Origin of the sequence: Gluconacetobacter brunescens, assembly GCF_048695475.1 — a bacterium.
Taxonomy (GTDB): domain Bacteria; phylum Pseudomonadota; class Alphaproteobacteria; order Acetobacterales; family Acetobacteraceae; genus Gluconacetobacter.
The window spans coordinates 1126566-1142027 of record NZ_JBLHEN010000002.1 but is presented as its reverse complement, the minus strand read 5'-3'; the positions used below and the strand labels follow the sequence as shown (position 1 = coordinate 1142027).

The following is a 15462-nucleotide window of genomic DNA, read 5'->3' as shown; positions in this document are numbered from 1 at the left end:
CATGTGTCCCAGCTACGCTTCTGGAGACCCGGATGGCAGATCTTCTTTATCGCAGCGGTATTTTTTTCGACGGATCTGGAAAAGCGCCGGTTGTTGCGGATGTGTCCGTAAAGGACGGCAGGATTGCCGCCATCGGGCGTGATCTTGCGGTGGATGACGGGGCCACCGAGATCGATTGCCGTGGATTGTGGGTGATGCCGGGGCTGCTCGACATCCATACGCATCTTGACCTGGAAGTGGAACTCGCCCCCGAACTGCCGGAAGTGGTGCGGCATGGCACCACCACGGTCGTCATGAGCAATTGCTCGATCGGCGTGACCTATGGCCATCAGCGGCGCGAGGGCGAGGACCCGATCGTGGATTGCTTCGCGCGGGTCGAGAACATGCCCAAACCGGTTCTGAAGCGCGTTGCGGATGCCTGTACGTGGACGGATTCGCAAGGCTATCTCGACCATCTGGAGCGCCTGCCGCTCGGCCCCAATGTCGTGCCGATGATTCCGCATTCCATGCTGCGGATCGAGGTCATGGGCCTGAACGGGTCGGTGAGCGGGCCGCCCAGCGCGCGGGAACTGGCCCGCATGGAGCAGTTGCTGGAGGCCGGCATGGCGCAGGGCTATGCGGGGTTCTCGACCGATGCGCTGCCGTTTCACTTTCTGGCGAATGCGCCGAACAAGAAGAAAAGGATTCCGACGCAATATGCCGGGTTCCGGGAACTGGCGCGGCTGACGGGGATCGTGCGGCGTCATGGGCGGCTGTGGCAGGCGACGCCGGCCAAGGACGACGTCCTTGCCGCCGTGCGCAGTTTCATGCTGACCAGCGGGCGGCTGTATCGCCGGCCACTCAGGACGACGGTGCTGGCGGCGCTCGATCTGCAGACCAACCGGTTGGCGATGTATCTCTGCCTGCTGCTGTCCTCGTTTCTGAATTCGTGGCTGCTGAAAGGCGAATTGCGCTTTCAGGCCATGTCGTCGCCCTTCCGGATCTGGAGTGATGGCGCCATCAACCCGCTGGCGGACGAAATCGCGGAGTTCCGGGCGCTCAACGAACTGGAACTCGATGATCGGCCCGGGCGGGTGCGGATTCTGAACGATCCTGAATGGGTCGAATCCTTCCGGAAGATGTGGCTCAGGGGGAAGGGGGGCTGGTCGGTGGCGCGGCTGCTGCGGCGGCTGCGCTGTGAGGAGGTGGTGCTGAGCCGGCGGCTGGATGACATGGTCGTTGCGGAATGTCCGCTGGCGCATTGGGTGGGGGAGAGCCTGGAGGCGCCCTATCGCAGGCTTCTGGCCTTTCAGGCGGCCAATGGCCGCTTTCCGCGCGCGCGCGATGCCGAGGCCGCATTCTTCGCGGGCTTTCCCGACCCGATCGGCGATGACGCGGCTTTTCTGCTGCACCTGCTGCGGACGTGGGATACCGACCTGCGCTGGGAGACGACCATCGCCAACCGGAATCCCGCGATGCTCAGGAAATTGCTGTTCCATGACCAGACATTGCCGGGATTCAACGATAGCGGCGCGCATCTGGCCAATATCGGTTTCTATGATGGCAACCTGCGGACGCTGAAGATCGCGCAGTGGGAAGGATTGGCGCAGGTTTCCCGCGCCGTCCATCGGCTGACGGCGCTGCCGGCCGCGTTTTTCGGCATCAATGCGGGGGTGGCGCGGGTGGACGCGCAGGCGGATCTGTGCGTGATCGACCCGGCGGCGCTTGAACGGTGGAACCCGGAGAAGACCTATCATTTCCTGCATCGGAGCCAGCTCGGGTGCCGGCAGGTCGTCAACCGTCCGGTGGGCGTCGTGCGGAATGTGATGATCGGCGGGCGGATCGTGTGGGAGGGGGACCGCTATGCCGATGGGTTCGGAGAGCGGGCGTATGGGCGCGTCATGCGGGCGAAGGATCATCCGCTGGAGCGGCACCTGTCCTGACGGGCGTCAGGGGGCCGGGTGGGTGATGATGATCTTCGTGCCGGGGGCGGTATCGACGGTCTCGATCGTGGCGTCGAGATGCCTGACCAGGGCTTTGATGATGTTCGTGCCCAGGCCGACCGTCATTTTTTCCGAAGGTGAGGGCATGCCGATTCCGTTATCCGCCACCGACAGCGTCCAGCCGGACGGGCGGGACTGGTAGGTGACCCGGATCGCGCCCTTTCGCTGGTCGGGGAAGGCATGTTTCAGCGCGTTGATCACGAGTTCGGTGACGATCAGGCCGAGGCTGACCGAGATGTCGGCGCTGGTGGTGTCGGAATCCGCTTCGACGACCAGTGAAATCTCTTCCGGGTCCTGGATCATCGAGGCGCCGATGCTCCGGCACAGATCCGTGAAATAGGTCTGCAATTCCACATCGGTGTCGCCCGATACGGCCAACTGCTTTTGCAGGGCGGCGATGGACATCACCCGGTGGTGCGCGTCACGCAGATGGGCCCGGCTTTCCTCCGACTGGACGCGGCGGGCGCTCTGCATGAGGACGCTTGCGATGATCTGGAGGCTGTTGGCGACGCGGTGCTGCAATTCCTGGAGCAGGATTTCCTTTTCGCGCAGGATGGCCTGCTTGTGCTGCTCTGCCGCGCGCGCGTCGGTGATGTCCGATATCGCGACCATCAGACGGATATTCTCCGGGTCGCCATAATCGAGATTGCGGATATGGAACACCAGGCGGCGTGTCTCCCGCCCCTTGCGATCGAGATCCATTTCATAGGCATCGACCGCCGCGCGGCCGGAGGCCGTTGCCTGGAGCAGGGACGCAAGCTGCGGGACGTTCCACTCGCCCTCTCCCAGCGCCACCAGGGGGTGGCCGACCACCTGCGCGGGATCGAGGCCGAAGGCATTGCAGAAGGACCCGCTGGCGGAAATCACCGCCAGATGGCCGTCGAGCAGCAGGACGGGGGTATTGGAGGCGGCGACGAGAGCGAGGGTCAGTTTGTCCGAGGTGCTGGTGGCAGGTTCCGACATAAGACATGCCTCCCCACTGTCAGAGGCTCGCGGTGCGAAAGCCTCCCTGACGCGGTATAGGCGACATTCCCGGCGGCTCGACCGTGAGTGAGCGCAGGACAATCGTCGGACGGGTTCTAGCACGGCGGGGTCGGGAGATGCAGATAATTCTGGGGAGCGCACGGTCCTGTTCGCAGGCGTGGCCTGTGTTCATTCCCGGCTTCTTGCGTCTGGCGCGGTCAGGCGGATCCAGGGATGACGGGTACGCAGGAGGGCGACCACGCGCTGCTTGTGCGCTGCCCGTTCGGTGACGTTGTCGGTCATGGCGGCGTCGTGGACCCGGTATTCGGCCAGGATTTCGGGCACATGCGTGCCGGCGATGCCCAGTTCGGCCAGGCTGCACCAGAGGTCGTAATCCTCCCATCCCATGGCGTTGCGGCGCACGTAATAGCCGCCGGCCGCCGCCCAGGCCCATTTCGCCACCATCGCCATGGCATCGACGATATTGCCGCCCACCAGACGCGCCGGATGCCAGGCGAGATCGCTCATCACGCCGTCGGCCCGGCCGAAGCGGCGGATGATCGGGTAGGCGAAGCCGGCATCTTCCCGCTGGATGGCATCCAGCAGGCGGGCGCAGGCATCGGGCAGCAGGCGGTTGTCGGCATCGAGTTGCATGACGTAGGGGGTTTCGGCGGCGGCCATGCCGATATTGCGGGCCCCGCCCAGCCCGGCATTCTGGCGCGCGCGCAGCAGCAGCAGGCGGTTGAAGCGCTGGCCGTGGCGCGCCATCCAGCCGCTGACCAGGGCGACGGTGTCGTCGGTCGAGGCGTCGTCGACCACGATCAGGTCCAGCGGTGCGAGCGTCTGGTGGCGGACCGAGTCCAGGGCCTCGATGACGTGATCGGCATATTGGTACGCCGTGATGACGACGGTGACCGCCGCGTTGTGCAACTGGTCGTGATGCAGCAGGGTCTCGCTGTCGAGGATGGCCGGTATCGCGCGGGCTCGGGCGGGGCCGCGTGCCAGTGTCTGGGCGCCGGCCCGCGCGGTGGTCTGGCCGCCCGCCAGGCAGGCGATCGTCAGCGCCATCAGGGCGGCCTGTCGTTGGGGGCCGTATTCCCACAGGACCGTATGCAGGGCGTCGCGCGCCATGCGGGCGCGCAGGGCGGGATCGTCCACCAGGCGGATCAGCGCGTCTTCCCATTCCGCGTCGCTGTCGGCCAGCAGGCCGGTGACGCCGTTGCGGATCGCGGCGCGGAAGGGCGCGGTGGGGGAGGCGACGGTGCAGGTGCCGGCCAATGCGGCTTCAAAGAATTTCAGTTCGCTCTTGGCCTCGCAGAACGGGTTGCCGGTTTCCAGCGGGGCGATCGAGATATCGAGCCTTGCCAGTTCGTCGGGCAGGGCGTCCAGCCTGACCATGTCGCGCCATTCGATCTGCGCCGCGCGGGCGTGCAGGGTGGGGAATTCCTCGGTCAGCAGTAATGGGCGGCCGCCGCCGGGCTCGCGGAACAGGACCAGCCGCACGTCGGGCCGCCGGGCCATGACGGCCAGCAGGCCCGGCAGGGCGCGGGCGAAATCGCGCTGGTGCGTGCGCGATCCGGTGGCGTAGCCGATCCGCACCAGCCCGTCGGGCGGGGTGGCCGCGCGGCGTCGGGCGGCATGGCGGGAGCGGTCCAGCATTGGCTGGTCGCAGGTGTTCGGCACGGTTACCGTCAGGGGGGTGAAGGGACGCATCCGGTCGGCCAGCGTGTCGGTGGTGGCGAGGCCGAGATCGCAGCGTCGCAGCGTGCGCTGCATATCGTCATACATGCGTTCGATCCGCGCCACCGGGGCGGGGCTGATGCGGATGCCGTCGATCAGGTCGCCGCGCGCCAGCGCGGGTTCGAACACGAGGTCGTCGGCGTCGAAGGCCAGCAGGGTGCCGCGTGCGCGGGCCATCTCGATCAGCGTATCGACATGGCCGCTATATTCCACGCGCCACAGGACGACCAGGTCGGCCCACAGCATGTCGTCCGGGCCGATGGCGGCGCAGGCGCGGCTGCGGGTGTCGTATCCGGCCTTGCGGCAGGCGGCTGCGTTGCGATCGACGCGATAGATCGTGCCCGGCGTCGCCGGTTCGCCGGAGATGAACAGCACCGTGCGGACGGGCAGGCGGGCCCGTGCGGGCGCGGCGGGTGGCATGGTGACGGGGTGGGATGGGCCCGCCAGTCGCCGGGACAGGCGGGTCCACAGGGGCGGTGGGGGCGGCGGTGCGGGAGGCGGGGGGGTCTTGTGTTCGGATGGGGTGGTGGCCGTTGGCGTGTCGGCCGTGGAGGCGCGGTTCCGTTCCAGCCGCAATTCCATGGCGTCCAGCCGGGCGCGGCTGAGGGCCGCGCGGACTTCCGCCAGTTCCGCCCTGGTATCGGCCAGGGTGCGCCGGGTGGCCCAGTGCGCGCCGATGGCGGCGAAGCGGCTGGCCAGATTGGCGGCCACGCGATCGCCCTGCGTGCCGTTCAGCGCTCCGCACAGCCCGGCGAGCGGGTGGGGGTGCCCGGTGCCGGGGGTGGGCTCCGGCAGGGCGACGGTCAGTCCGCCGCCCAGATTCAGGGTTGCGGTCGGGCGGCCGGCCAGCCAGCGGGACCATGCGTGGTGGCCGGTTGCGGTATTCAGCCCGTACAGCAGCAGGGCGCCGCGCGGTGACAGAAGCGGGGCCAGCTGGTCCGGTGCGGGGGGCTCCGTGCCAGTGGGGGGCAGGGCGACCCAGAGCAGGTCGCATGTGCCGGGACGCATGTGCGCCGCAGTGCTGTGGCATGTCATGGGCAGGCGCAGGTGGCGGGCCCGTTCGTCCAGGAACAGGCGCGGGGCGGGACGGTCAGGGAGCAGGGCGACAATGTGCGGCCGGGCGAGGGTGAGGACCCAGCCCAGGAACGGCAGCACCGCATTGATGGCGGGATCGGGGTCCAGGGCCGGGGGAGGAAGGAAATAGGGGTCGAGCGCGTCGCAGCCCAGCAGCGCGGGGCCGTCCTGCGTGTGGCCAAGGGGGTGCCAGTTGTCTGCGTCCATCGGAATGTCGCGCGTCCCTCTTGCGGTGGCGTATGATTTTTCGATCCTGCACGACAGGATGTTAATATTTTGGGAAGGTCTCCGCGCTTACATGGTCCCGTCATTCCGGGCGCACATCGTCATGCGATGTGGCCGCGGATCGGTTCGTAATGGCTGATGACGTGTTGTCGTCCGGCCAGGCAATGTCGGGGAGCGGGCTGTGGCGATTGTAACCGTGATGGGTGCCTCGGGCACCAATGTGAACGTGACGGTCGATGGCGGCGATACGCTTGCCCTGGCCAATGCCTATGCGAAGACTTTGCGCGAAAGCGCCCCGGGCAAGACTTTTTCCACATTACAGAATGGCTTTAATTCCGCCGGCGTCGGCAGTTCGGTCGGGGTGATCACGGTCGGCGGCGCCTATGCGCTGGATGGGGCTTACGTCGACATCGTGGCCGGTGCGCTGTCGGGTGGCGCGTCGCCTGCCGTGCTGATGGCGCCGGTGGAGATCGACGCGCATGAGGTCACGACGCCGGTGGATGTCATTTCCGGTACGCTGGGGGGGACGACCTTCCTGGGCGGGGCGGCTGGCGGCAGCTTCCTGGCGACGGCCGGCAACAACGTCTTTATTGGTCAAAGCGGCAGTTTTGCCATCAATATGGACATGGGCAATGACCTGGTCGTGACCGGCGGCGGCAATGATACCGTCGATGCCGGAAGCGGCGAGAATCGGATCTTCCTTGGAGATGGGTCGAACTCTGTCGATTCGATGGGAACGGATACCATTGTCGGGACGCTCGGCACCCAGTCGGTGACGATCCATGCCGGCAGTTCGCTGGTTCTGCTGGGCGACAATGCGACCGTCGTCGACAAGGCGGCCGGCAGCATCGTTTCGGTGGGTGGCGGCAGCACCGTGTCCGGCGGGGCGCAGGACCGGGTCGTGTTCACCGGCTCTTCGGGCACGATCGCGGGGGGGATCTCCGATACGATTTCCGCTGCTGGAAACCTTCAGGTTTCGGAAGGGAACGGCAATACGATAAGCGTTGCCGGCAGCCTGACCTTCCTGAACGGCACCGGCATGACCAGCGTGGTGGCGGGGCAATCCACCATCTTCGGCGCGGCGGGCCTGACCATGACGCTGGGGGCATCCGGGCCGACCCTGTTCGTGGCCAATGCAGGGAACGAGACCCTGGATGGCGCGCAGGCGAGCAGTCCGCTGCATGCCTTCGCCGATGACGGCAACGTGACGTTTGTCGGCGGGTCGGGCAACGATACGCTGGTGGGCGGCACCGCCAGCGCGACCATGACGGGCGGTGCTGGCGACAATCTGTTTGCCTTCACCAACGGGGCCAGCAGCGGGGGGGATAACGTCATCACCGATTTCGGCAGTGCGGCGGGGAACATGGTCGCGCTGTATCAATATGGTTATCAGAACAGCAGTGCGTTGCAGACCATTCTTTCCGCCGCCACCATCGCGGGTGGCAACAGCACCATCCAGTTGACCGACAGCACGCGGATTACGTTCGTCGGGATTGCCGACCTGAAAACCAGCGACTTCACCCTGAGCTGATCCCGGCGCGTGGACGGCTCCGCTTCCAGCCTGCCTCTTTCCGGCGACGGTGGCCTTGGGCAGGCTGGCGCGCGGCTCCAGGCAGCGCGTGCGGCGGATCTGCGGGCGGAACTCGACCAGTTGCGCCATCTGATGGCGATGCAGGATCGGGCGCTCTCCGGCCGCCTTCTGCGGGTGGCGCGGATGATCCGGGCGGTTACGCGCGGGCGTGATCCGTTCGGCCGCCCGCTGACGGAAGCGATCGTGCGCCTGTGGGCTAGGATTGGGCGTGACGGGGTCGGGCCGGCTTTCGGATATGTCTTGCGTGCCCTTTTTCCGCGCGGGGGGAGCGTGCGGCTGGAGGGGGCGCAGGGTGACGGTGTGGCGTTGCCGGTGGCGCCGGTCGCGTGGACGCCCATGATCCTGATCATCGCGGAACTCAGCCTGAGCCAGTGTGCGAAATATCGTGTCTGGCAGCGGGTGGAACAGATGCGTCTGCTGGGTTGGGATTGCCGGGTGGTGGATTGGCGGCATACGGCCGATGCGCTGGGTGCGCTGCAATTCTGTTCCGGCGTGGTGTTCTATCGCGTGCCGGCTTTCGGTTCGGTTCAGGCCATGCTGGAGGAGGCGCGGCGGCTGGCCGTTCCATCCTGGTGGGAGGTCGATGATCTGATCTTCGACCGTGACCTTTATGCCCGCAACGGCAATCTTGCGATGCTGGCGAAGCAGGAGCGCGCGCGGCTGCTGTTCGGGGCGGGATTGTTCCGTGCCTGCATGCTGGGGTGCAGCCGGGGCATTGCCTCCACACCCGTCCTGGCGCAGGCGATGCGGGATGCCGGGGTGGCGGAGGTCGGCGTTATTGATAACGCGCTTGATGCGGAAACGATGGATGCGGCCCGTTCCGCATGCCTGGATCTGCCGCGCCGTGGGAATGATGATGGTCGGGCGGTCGTCGTGATCTACGGATCGGGCACCCGCACGCATGATGCCGATTTTCTTGCGGCGGCGCCGGGGCTGATGGCGGCGATGGCGGAAAATACGCGGCTGGTTCTGTGGATTGTCGGGGAATTGGCGCTGCCACCCTTCATGCGGGCGATGGGGGCGCGGGTCGTGGTTCTGGCCGGGCGGTCCTATGCGGATTACCTGGCGCTGATGGCGCGCGCGGATATTGCGATCGCGCCTCTGGAAGACAGCATCTTCAATGATGCCAAGAGTAATATCAAATATCTGGAGGCTGCCGCGGTGGGCGTGCCGCTGGTCTGTTCGCCCCGGCGGGCGTTTGCCGATGTGATCGTTGACGGACAGACCGGCTGGCTGGCCTGGACGGATGCGGAGTGGACGCGCGCGGTGCTGGCGCTGGCGGCGGATGGGGCGTTGCGGCGCGATATGGGCGCGCGGGCGCGCGCCGACGTGGGTGCGCGCTATGCCCCCGCGCGGGTGGCGGAGACCCAGTTGCGGGCCGTGTTCGGTGCCCCGCCACCGGTTGAGCGGGACGGGCGGCTGCGTGTGCTGTGCGTGAATGTCTATTACCCGCCACGGGCTTTCGGCGGTGCCACGCATGTCGCCGTGGAGATGGTCGAGCGGCTGCGGGCCAGTGGCCGGGCCGAACTATCGGTTTTTACCACGCGGCCGGGGGGCGGGCATGATCCGGACCGTCCGGCGGCGGCGATGCGCTATACCCATGACGGCGTGCCCGTGGTGGCGGTGGATCTGCCCCCGACGGCGGACCCGATCATGATGTTTCATCATCCGGCGGCCGCCGCGCTGTTCGACCAGCATGTCGCGGCATTCCGGCCCGATGTGGTCCATCTTCATGCCACCCAGGGGCTGGGCGTGGGGCTGGTCGATGTGTGCCGGGCACGGGGTATTCCTTATGTGATCACGCTGCATGATTCCTGGTGGCTGTGCGACAGGCAGTTCATGGTGCGCGAGGACGGGCGTTTCTGCGGGCAGAGACGGATCGACCTGCGTGCCTGCCAGCGATGCCGGCCGGAGGCGCGGCATTTGCAGGATCGCGCGGCGCTGGCGGGGGCCGCCCTGCGCGATGCGGCCCTTCTGCTCAGTCCGAGTGCCACGCATCGGGACCTGTATCTGGCCAACGGTGTCGATCCCGCGCGGATCGTGGTGCATCGCAATGGTTTCCGCTGGCCTGTCACGCCGAGGGCGCGGCGGCCGGCCGGTGCGCCGCTGCGCTTCGGGTATGTCGGAGGTGTCGAGGCGGTGAAAGGGTATCCGCTGGTCCGTGCCGCGTTCGAGGCGCTGGAGCGTGGAGACTGGGTGCTGCGCCTGGTGGATGCCAAGACGGTGCTGGGCATGAATGCCGTCGATGTGGCCGACTGGCGGGTACGGGGCACGGTCGAGGTGATGCCGGCTTATGACGGTGCGACGATCGACGCTTTTTTCGAATCCATCGATGTGCTGCTGTTTCCGTCATGCTGGCCTGAAAGTTATGGCCTGACGGTGCGCGAGGCGTTGGCCCGCGATGTCTGGGTGATCGCATCGGCGCCGGGCGGGCAGGCGGAGGACGTTGTTGCCGGCGTGAATGGCACATTGATCGGACTGACGGCCGATACGGACGAGCTTGTGGCGGCGGTGACGGAGCTTCTGGACCGGGCGGATCGGCTGGCGGGGCATGTCAATCCCTGCAAGAGCCAACTGGTGACCTGGCAACAGCAGGCAATGACGTTGCTGGAACTGCTGGGAGCCGCCGCCGGCGCATGGCAAGCAGGATTGCCGGCCGGCCCTGGCTGATCAGGTGAAACAGCAGCCGGATTTTCCATTCGACCCTGGCAGTGCGCCGAGCCCTCTTGCATCGTTAGCCCAGGTCGAAATGGCGCGCAGAGCTGCCGCGCGGATTGCAGATGCCAGGGCGGATGGCGGGGATTCGACCAGACCCCGAAATCCATGCCGCGATCCGCGCTAATGACGGGTATGGGCGCGCAGCAGGCCCGCCGGGTCATCGCGGGAAAAGCGGTGCGAATCCGTTATCATTCCCCGGCTCTTGTCCAGTTTTCCGCGAAATCGGGCAGTTTCGGGAAGGGGTGGCTATTTCGCTGTTCGCGTCAGCAAGAATCTCCATGCATTGAAGAATTTTGTGGCATAAGGTTTAACAGCGCGCTAAAAGCCGCGACCGCTGTTTTGGAGCGTCGCAACGGTTCGGCCCATCGCGAATGTATTTGCAGGACCCGGCAGGAGAAGAGAGAACACATGAGCAAAGCCTTTATTGCAGCCGTTATTCAGGATTCGATCGACTGCACGGGGGTCGCCGCCAACCAGGCTGCGTCCGATCTGATGGCTGCCATCGTCAAGGAATTGAAGAAGGAAGGCGGGTTCACCCTGCCGTCTTTCGGGACGTTCACGGTCAAGAAGACCAAGGCGCGCAAGGCGCTGAACCCCCGCACCGGCGAGCCGGTGAAGGTCAAGGCCGGCAAGACCGTTCGTTTCAAGGCCAGTCCGAACCTCAAGAAGGCGGTCTGATCCGCCTGGGCCACGGTTGCCTGGCAGCCGTGGCCCGTGCCCGTGACGCGGGTGCGCGAAAATCGGCTTTCTCCGCGCGATCGGAGAGGGTGTGCCGGTTCTGTTCTTCAGAGGTCCGGTATCGGCGCGGCTGTCGCGTCGCCCGTGCCGGGAATGGCTGCGATTGCGGTCCGTCAGGATCGACGCCGGAAATCCGATGCGTATGTCTTCCTGATTGTGAAATTCTGGTATCAGGTGACCAATGGTTGCCTGCCGCACAAGGCATAGTCTGCGTCGGTCTTGCTGGTCATGACCGCATGATGATGCGATCAGGCAGCCATTGTCCTGAATATCATTTTTCTTTTCGAAATCAATATGAAGATATTCCGTTCGGACTCACGGCCGGTCGTTCCTGGCCGTGTTTTCGCATGGGCGTCGGCGGGGAACGCAGTTCATCATATTGTCAGCTTGGCTGGGGCGGGAGGACTCGAACCTCCGAATGGCGGAATCAAAATCCGCTGCCTTACCACTTGGCTACGCCCCACTGGACCGGATCGTGTCGGCCTCGTCCTTCTAGAGGGAAGGATGGGGCCGCGTAAAGAGGGTTCCTGCGCCGGGGATTACAGTTGGTCGGGCAGGGGGTCGAGCGGCAGGTCGATCGAGGGGTCGATCGGGTCCAGGCTCTGCCCGGTCTCTGGCGTGGCGGTGCCGGCGCCGCGCCGTGTGAGCATGGTGCCCAGGCGGGCGGCGCGGTCCAGCGCCTGGTCGAGGGCGGCCATGGTGCGGGACATGTCTTCGGTGTCGTCGCGCTCCCACGCCCGCATCGTGTAGGCCCAGACGCCGATCAGGCCCTGGATGCGCAAGGCGCCCGCCGGGCCGGAGATGTCGACGCCCGCGGCGCCGGCCATCCAGCGCATGCTCTCCGCCGTCGTGGCGCCCAGGAACAGCGCCAGCGCGGGATCGAACGGCAGGGCGCGCATCACCGCGCGGACGCCCTCGCGATATTGTTGCAGGACGTCGAAACGGCGCATCAGCACGTCGAACAATTGTTCGCGCACGGTGCCGGTGCTGCCGTCATCGACCAGGGCCGATTCGTCGGCCAGGCGGCCCAGTTTCAGCAGGATGGCGGTCTTGACCGGAAAGCGGCGCCGCGCCTCGTCCAGCGGCACGCCGGCGTCGCGCGCGGCGTCGACGACGGTGAGCCGCCCCCAACCGTAAAGGGCGGCACGCTCCATGGCGGCGCGAAGCAGGGCATCGTCGAACTGATCGTTATCCATAAGCTTTCTGACGGTCATCTGGTCTGTGGCCCGATCCGGCCGATCCGGAAGGCTTGGTCCGTATTGCGGTTAAATTACGGCGTAACCGCGTGCAAGTTCATCGCTCAGGATGCCAGTTCGTGCGCGCGGTGCGCGGCGGCGGCGATCGCGGCCTCCATTTCCGCCGGCCAGGCTGACGGCGCCATCAGGACGTCGAGTGCCTTCTGGGTCGTGCCGCCGGGGCTGGTGACGCGGCGGCGCAGTTCCGCCGCGTCGATACCGGACCGTTCCATCAGCGCGCCGGCGCCCGAGACGGTGCGCCGGGCGATCCGCCTTGCCAGGTCGGCGGGCAGGCCCTGGGCGATGCCGGCCTGCTCCATCAGTTCGGCCAGCAGGAAGACGTAGGCGGGACCGCTGCCCGAGACGGCGGTGACGGCGTCCATCTGTCCCTCTTCCGCCACCCAGGCCACGTCGCCCACCGCCGAGAGCAGGCGGGTGCAGAGGGCGCGGTCGGCATCGGTCGCGGCGGGTGGGGCGAAGCAGACGGTCATGCCCTGGCCGACGGCGCTGGGTGTGTTGGGCATGGCGCGGATGACGGTCGCGCCGGGGGTGCCGGCGGCGGCGAGGGCGGCGGTGAGGCCGCCGACCGTCTTGCCGGCCATGACCGACAGGACCGGGGCGTGGCGGGCGAAATGCGCGATGGACGGCAGGATGTCGGCCGCCTTCTGTGGCTTCGTCGCCAGGATGATCAGGGCCGGGGCGAAATCGTCCGGCAGGTCGGAGGCCTGGCGGACGACCTTGTGCGGGGCCGGAATGTCGTCGCGGTGCCGGTCGAGAATGACGGACGGGGCGAGCCCGTCCGCCAGCCAGCCGGCCAGCATCGCCCCGCCCATCTGCCCGCATCCGACGAGCAGCAGCGGGGGAAGCGGGGCGGCCGGAGTCTTTCCCTCGGTCATGCTTCGCCCGCGCAGTCGAGCATGGCGGCTTCGAGCGCCTCGGTGGGGGTCTTGCCGCCCCACAGCACGAACTGGAAGGCGGGGTAGAAGCGCTCGCACTCGGTGATGGCGATGTCGATCATGTCTTCCAGGCTTTCCATCGACGCGCCGGGCGCGCCGCGCAGCAGGACGGCGTGACGAAACAGCGGCATGCCGCTTTCCAGATCCATGCCGAAATGACCGATCCACAACCGCTCGTTGGCCAGTGCCACCAGTTCGAACAGGGCCCGGCGCTGCTGGTGCGGCACCTTGAGATCGAACGTGCAGGTGAAATGCATCGCGCTGACTTCGCGCGACCAGGAGAAGTACAGACCGTAGTCGCACCATTTCCCGGGGGCCTCGGCGGCCATTTCCGAATCGTTGCGGCGTTCGAACGCCCATTCATATCCGCCGACGATCTGTTCCATCAGATCGAGCGGGTTGGCGTCATGCTTGGGAGTGGAGATGGAGAGGGCAGGCATGTGGGACTCCCCTAGGCCGTGGAGGGAGGGGGCCGGCGTCGTGCGTCGGACCCCGAACGTCTGCAAACCGGACCATGTGTCATTCCCGCCACGGGTGGGAATGTGGTCACACCCCAACCCTATGGGCGGTCCGGCCATGCTGGCAAGCGCAGGCGCATGCGTGCGGGCAATCGAAACGAAAAATTTAGTGTTCAGGCGTAATTGCTGAATGACCCGCCCGGCGGTTCGGGTGCCGGAAACGGCTCGTTCGGGGCGATGACGGCTTCCAGCGTGGCGACTCGCGCTTCCAGCGCGGCCAGGCGGGCGTCGGAGTCTTCCTGGGCGGCGCGGGCGCGGGCGGCGAGTTCGCGCACGACCTCGAATTCCTCGCGCCGGACCAGGTTCAGCGACGACAGGGCTTCGTCGACCCGCACGCGGACGATGGCGCCGATCTCTTCGCGCACGCCGGCCAGGGCTGAGAGCGCGCCGCCGGCGACACCGGCGAGATCATCAAAAAAGCGTGGCCTGTCGGACATGGCGGGTCCTCCTGTGTTCACTGCCGGGTCTGCGCCCGCACCCGCCGGGGCGGCACGGACCAAGGGATCGCATGGGCAGCATATAGACAGTCCCGTGCCGCAAGGCCATCCGGCAATGCGGAAGGCGGGTTTGCGGCGCGGGAAGAGAGGCGGTCGGAGAATGTATCGGAGCGCAGGAAATGCGCGGAGGACACGCCGCCAGACCGCATTTCCGGACAGGCACTTCGAACGTGGCGCGATCTGGATTATAGAGACCGCATGATCATCATCACCGGTGGGGCCGGTTTCATCGGCTCGTGTCTACAGGCGGCGCTTCGGGCGCGGGGCGAGGAGACGGTGGTCGTCGACTGGCTGGGAACGGGCGATAAATGGCGCAATGTGGCGCGCCATGCGCCTGACCGGCTGGTGGCCCCCGAGGCGCTGGACGCCTTTCTGGACAGCCGGCCCGATGTGTCCGCCGTGCTGCATATGGGCGCGATCAGCGAGACCACCGCCCGCGACGGCGATCTGGTCTGGCGCACCAATGTCGAGTTGTCGACGCGCCTGTGGCAGTGGTGCGCGCGGGAAGGGGCGCGGTTCATCTATGCGTCCTCGGCCGCCACCTATGGCGCGGCCGACCGGGCCGAGCAGTTCTCCGACGATCCGGCGGGACTGGAGGCGCTGCGGCCGCTGAACCTGTATGGCTGGTCGAAGCATGTGTTCGACCGCCATGTGCAGGGGTGGGCGGCCGGAAACGAGCCCGCGCCCGCGCAGTGGGCGGGGCTGAAATTCTTCAACGTCTACGGGCCGAACGAGTACCACAAGGGTGGCATGGTCTCGGTCGTGAAGGTGAAATACGACGAGCTGATGCGCGGCGGGGCGGCCACGCTGTTCCGCTCGAACGTGCCCGGCCTGGCGGACGGGGCGCAGGCGCGCGACTTCATCTGGGTGGGGGATGTGGTCAATGTCATGCTGTGGCTGCTGGACAATCCGCGTGTCAGCGGGCTGTTCAATTGCGGTACCGGGGTGGCGCGGACCTATCTGGACCTGGCGCATGCGGTCTGCGATGCGGCCGGGCTGCCCCGGAAGGTCGCGTTCGTGGACATGCCCGAGGCGCTGCGCGGGCATTATCAATCCTATACCTGTGCCGACATGACGCGGCTGCGCGCGGCGGGATACACCAAGCCGTTTACGTCGCTGGAGGACGGGGTCCGCCGCTACGTGCATGATTACCTCGCCACCGCCGACGCCTATCTGTGACGTTCGCCCGGTCCCTGCCCCCCTCGACGTCGAAGGACGCCGCCGC

At 66.7% G+C, this 15462-nt stretch carries 11 protein-coding genes and 1 tRNA gene; 5 read left to right on the top strand and 7 right to left on the bottom strand.

What is annotated here, in order from left to right; all coding sequences use genetic code 11:
- Positions 1 to 32 precede the first annotated feature (32 nt).
- On the top strand, positions 33 to 1922 hold the full coding sequence (locus tag ACMAUO_RS17450; RefSeq protein ID WP_420358153.1) for an N-acyl-D-amino-acid deacylase family protein: 1890 nt from the start codon (positions 33 to 35) through the stop codon (positions 1920 to 1922).
- Positions 1923 to 1928: 6 nt separating this feature from the next.
- Here the strand turns inward: ACMAUO_RS17450 and ACMAUO_RS17445 are convergent, their stop codons facing one another.
- Positions 1929 to 2945 (bottom strand): sensor histidine kinase, encoded by a 1017-nt coding sequence (locus tag ACMAUO_RS17445; protein WP_420358152.1) that lies wholly within the window; start codon positions 2943 to 2945, stop codon positions 1929 to 1931.
- Between the two features lie 189 nt (positions 2946 to 3134).
- Complete coding sequence (locus ACMAUO_RS17440; RefSeq protein ID WP_420358151.1) at positions 3135 to 5966, bottom strand: glycosyltransferase; 2832 nt, start codon at positions 5964 to 5966, stop codon at positions 3135 to 3137.
- Between the two features lie 199 nt (positions 5967 to 6165).
- Here ACMAUO_RS17440 and ACMAUO_RS17435 point away from each other — a divergent pair, with 199 nt between their 5' ends.
- From ACMAUO_RS17435 to ACMAUO_RS17425, 3 genes are all read left to right on the top strand, one after another.
- Positions 6166 to 7515, top strand: coding sequence for a calcium-binding protein (locus tag ACMAUO_RS17435; protein WP_420358150.1), 1350 nt, complete (start codon positions 6166 to 6168; stop codon positions 7513 to 7515).
- A gap of 9 nt (positions 7516 to 7524) precedes the next feature.
- The gene (locus tag ACMAUO_RS17430; RefSeq protein WP_420358149.1) at positions 7525 to 10245 is read left to right on the top strand and encodes a glycosyltransferase; all 2721 of its coding nucleotides are present in this window, start codon (positions 7525 to 7527) and stop codon (positions 10243 to 10245) included.
- 456 nt (positions 10246 to 10701) lie between these two features.
- The gene (locus ACMAUO_RS17425) at positions 10702 to 10971 is read left to right on the top strand and encodes an HU family DNA-binding protein (RefSeq protein ID WP_114729562.1); all 270 of its coding nucleotides are present in this window, start codon (positions 10702 to 10704) and stop codon (positions 10969 to 10971) included.
- Between the two features lie 448 nt (positions 10972 to 11419).
- Here ACMAUO_RS17425 and ACMAUO_RS17420 read toward each other — a convergent pair.
- The 5 genes from ACMAUO_RS17420 to ACMAUO_RS17400 form a co-directional block, all read right to left on the bottom strand.
- Positions 11420 to 11494 (bottom strand) — tRNA-Gln (locus ACMAUO_RS17420).
- 76 nt (positions 11495 to 11570) lie between these two features.
- Positions 11571 to 12227, bottom strand: a complete 657-nt coding sequence (locus ACMAUO_RS17415; protein WP_420358315.1) for a TetR family transcriptional regulator — start codon at positions 12225 to 12227, stop codon at positions 11571 to 11573.
- A 104-nt stretch (positions 12228 to 12331) separates the two neighbouring features.
- Complete coding sequence (gene proC, locus ACMAUO_RS17410) at positions 12332 to 13162, bottom strand: pyrroline-5-carboxylate reductase (protein WP_420358148.1); 831 nt, start codon at positions 13160 to 13162, stop codon at positions 12332 to 12334.
- A complete protein-coding gene (locus ACMAUO_RS17405) occupies positions 13159 to 13662 on the bottom strand; it encodes a type III secretion system chaperone family protein (RefSeq protein WP_420358147.1) in 504 nt (167 codons plus the stop codon). The genes proC and ACMAUO_RS17405 overlap by 4 nt, the downstream gene beginning before the upstream one ends.
- Before the next feature lie 191 nt (positions 13663 to 13853).
- Entirely contained in the window at positions 13854 to 14177 is a 324-nt protein-coding gene (locus ACMAUO_RS17400; protein WP_420358146.1) for an accessory factor UbiK family protein, read from the bottom strand.
- 258 nt (positions 14178 to 14435) lie between these two features.
- Between ACMAUO_RS17400 and rfaD the strand changes: the two genes are divergently transcribed.
- Positions 14436 to 15416 (top strand): ADP-glyceromanno-heptose 6-epimerase, encoded by a 981-nt coding sequence (gene rfaD / locus ACMAUO_RS17395; RefSeq protein WP_420358145.1) that lies wholly within the window; start codon positions 14436 to 14438, stop codon positions 15414 to 15416.
- Positions 15417 to 15462 lie beyond the last annotated feature (46 nt).

What these genes read in the sequence shown, in the direction of transcription:
- ACMAUO_RS17450 (WP_420358153.1), top strand. Translation starts at nt 33, where the DNA reads ATGGCAGATCTTCTTTATCGCAGCGGTATTTTTTTCGACGGATCTGGA.
- ACMAUO_RS17445 (WP_420358152.1), bottom strand. Translation starts at nt 2,945, where the DNA reads ATGTCGGAACCTGCCACCAGCACCTCGGACAAACTGACCCTCGCTCTC.
- ACMAUO_RS17440 (WP_420358151.1), bottom strand. Translation starts at nt 5,966, where the DNA reads ATGGACGCAGACAACTGGCACCCCCTTGGCCACACGCAGGACGGCCCC.
- ACMAUO_RS17425 (WP_114729562.1), top strand. Translation starts at nt 10,702, where the DNA reads ATGAGCAAAGCCTTTATTGCAGCCGTTATTCAGGATTCGATCGACTGC.
- ACMAUO_RS17415 (WP_420358315.1), bottom strand. Translation starts at nt 12,227, where the DNA reads ATGGATAACGATCAGTTCGACGATGCCCTGCTTCGCGCCGCCATGGAG.
- proC (WP_420358148.1), bottom strand. Translation starts at nt 13,162, where the DNA reads ATGACCGAGGGAAAGACTCCGGCCGCCCCGCTTCCCCCGCTGCTGCTC.
- ACMAUO_RS17405 (WP_420358147.1), bottom strand. Translation starts at nt 13,662, where the DNA reads ATGCCTGCCCTCTCCATCTCCACTCCCAAGCATGACGCCAACCCGCTC.
- ACMAUO_RS17400 (WP_420358146.1), bottom strand. Translation starts at nt 14,177, where the DNA reads ATGTCCGACAGGCCACGCTTTTTTGATGATCTCGCCGGTGTCGCCGGC.
- rfaD (WP_420358145.1), top strand. Translation starts at nt 14,436, where the DNA reads ATGATCATCATCACCGGTGGGGCCGGTTTCATCGGCTCGTGTCTACAG.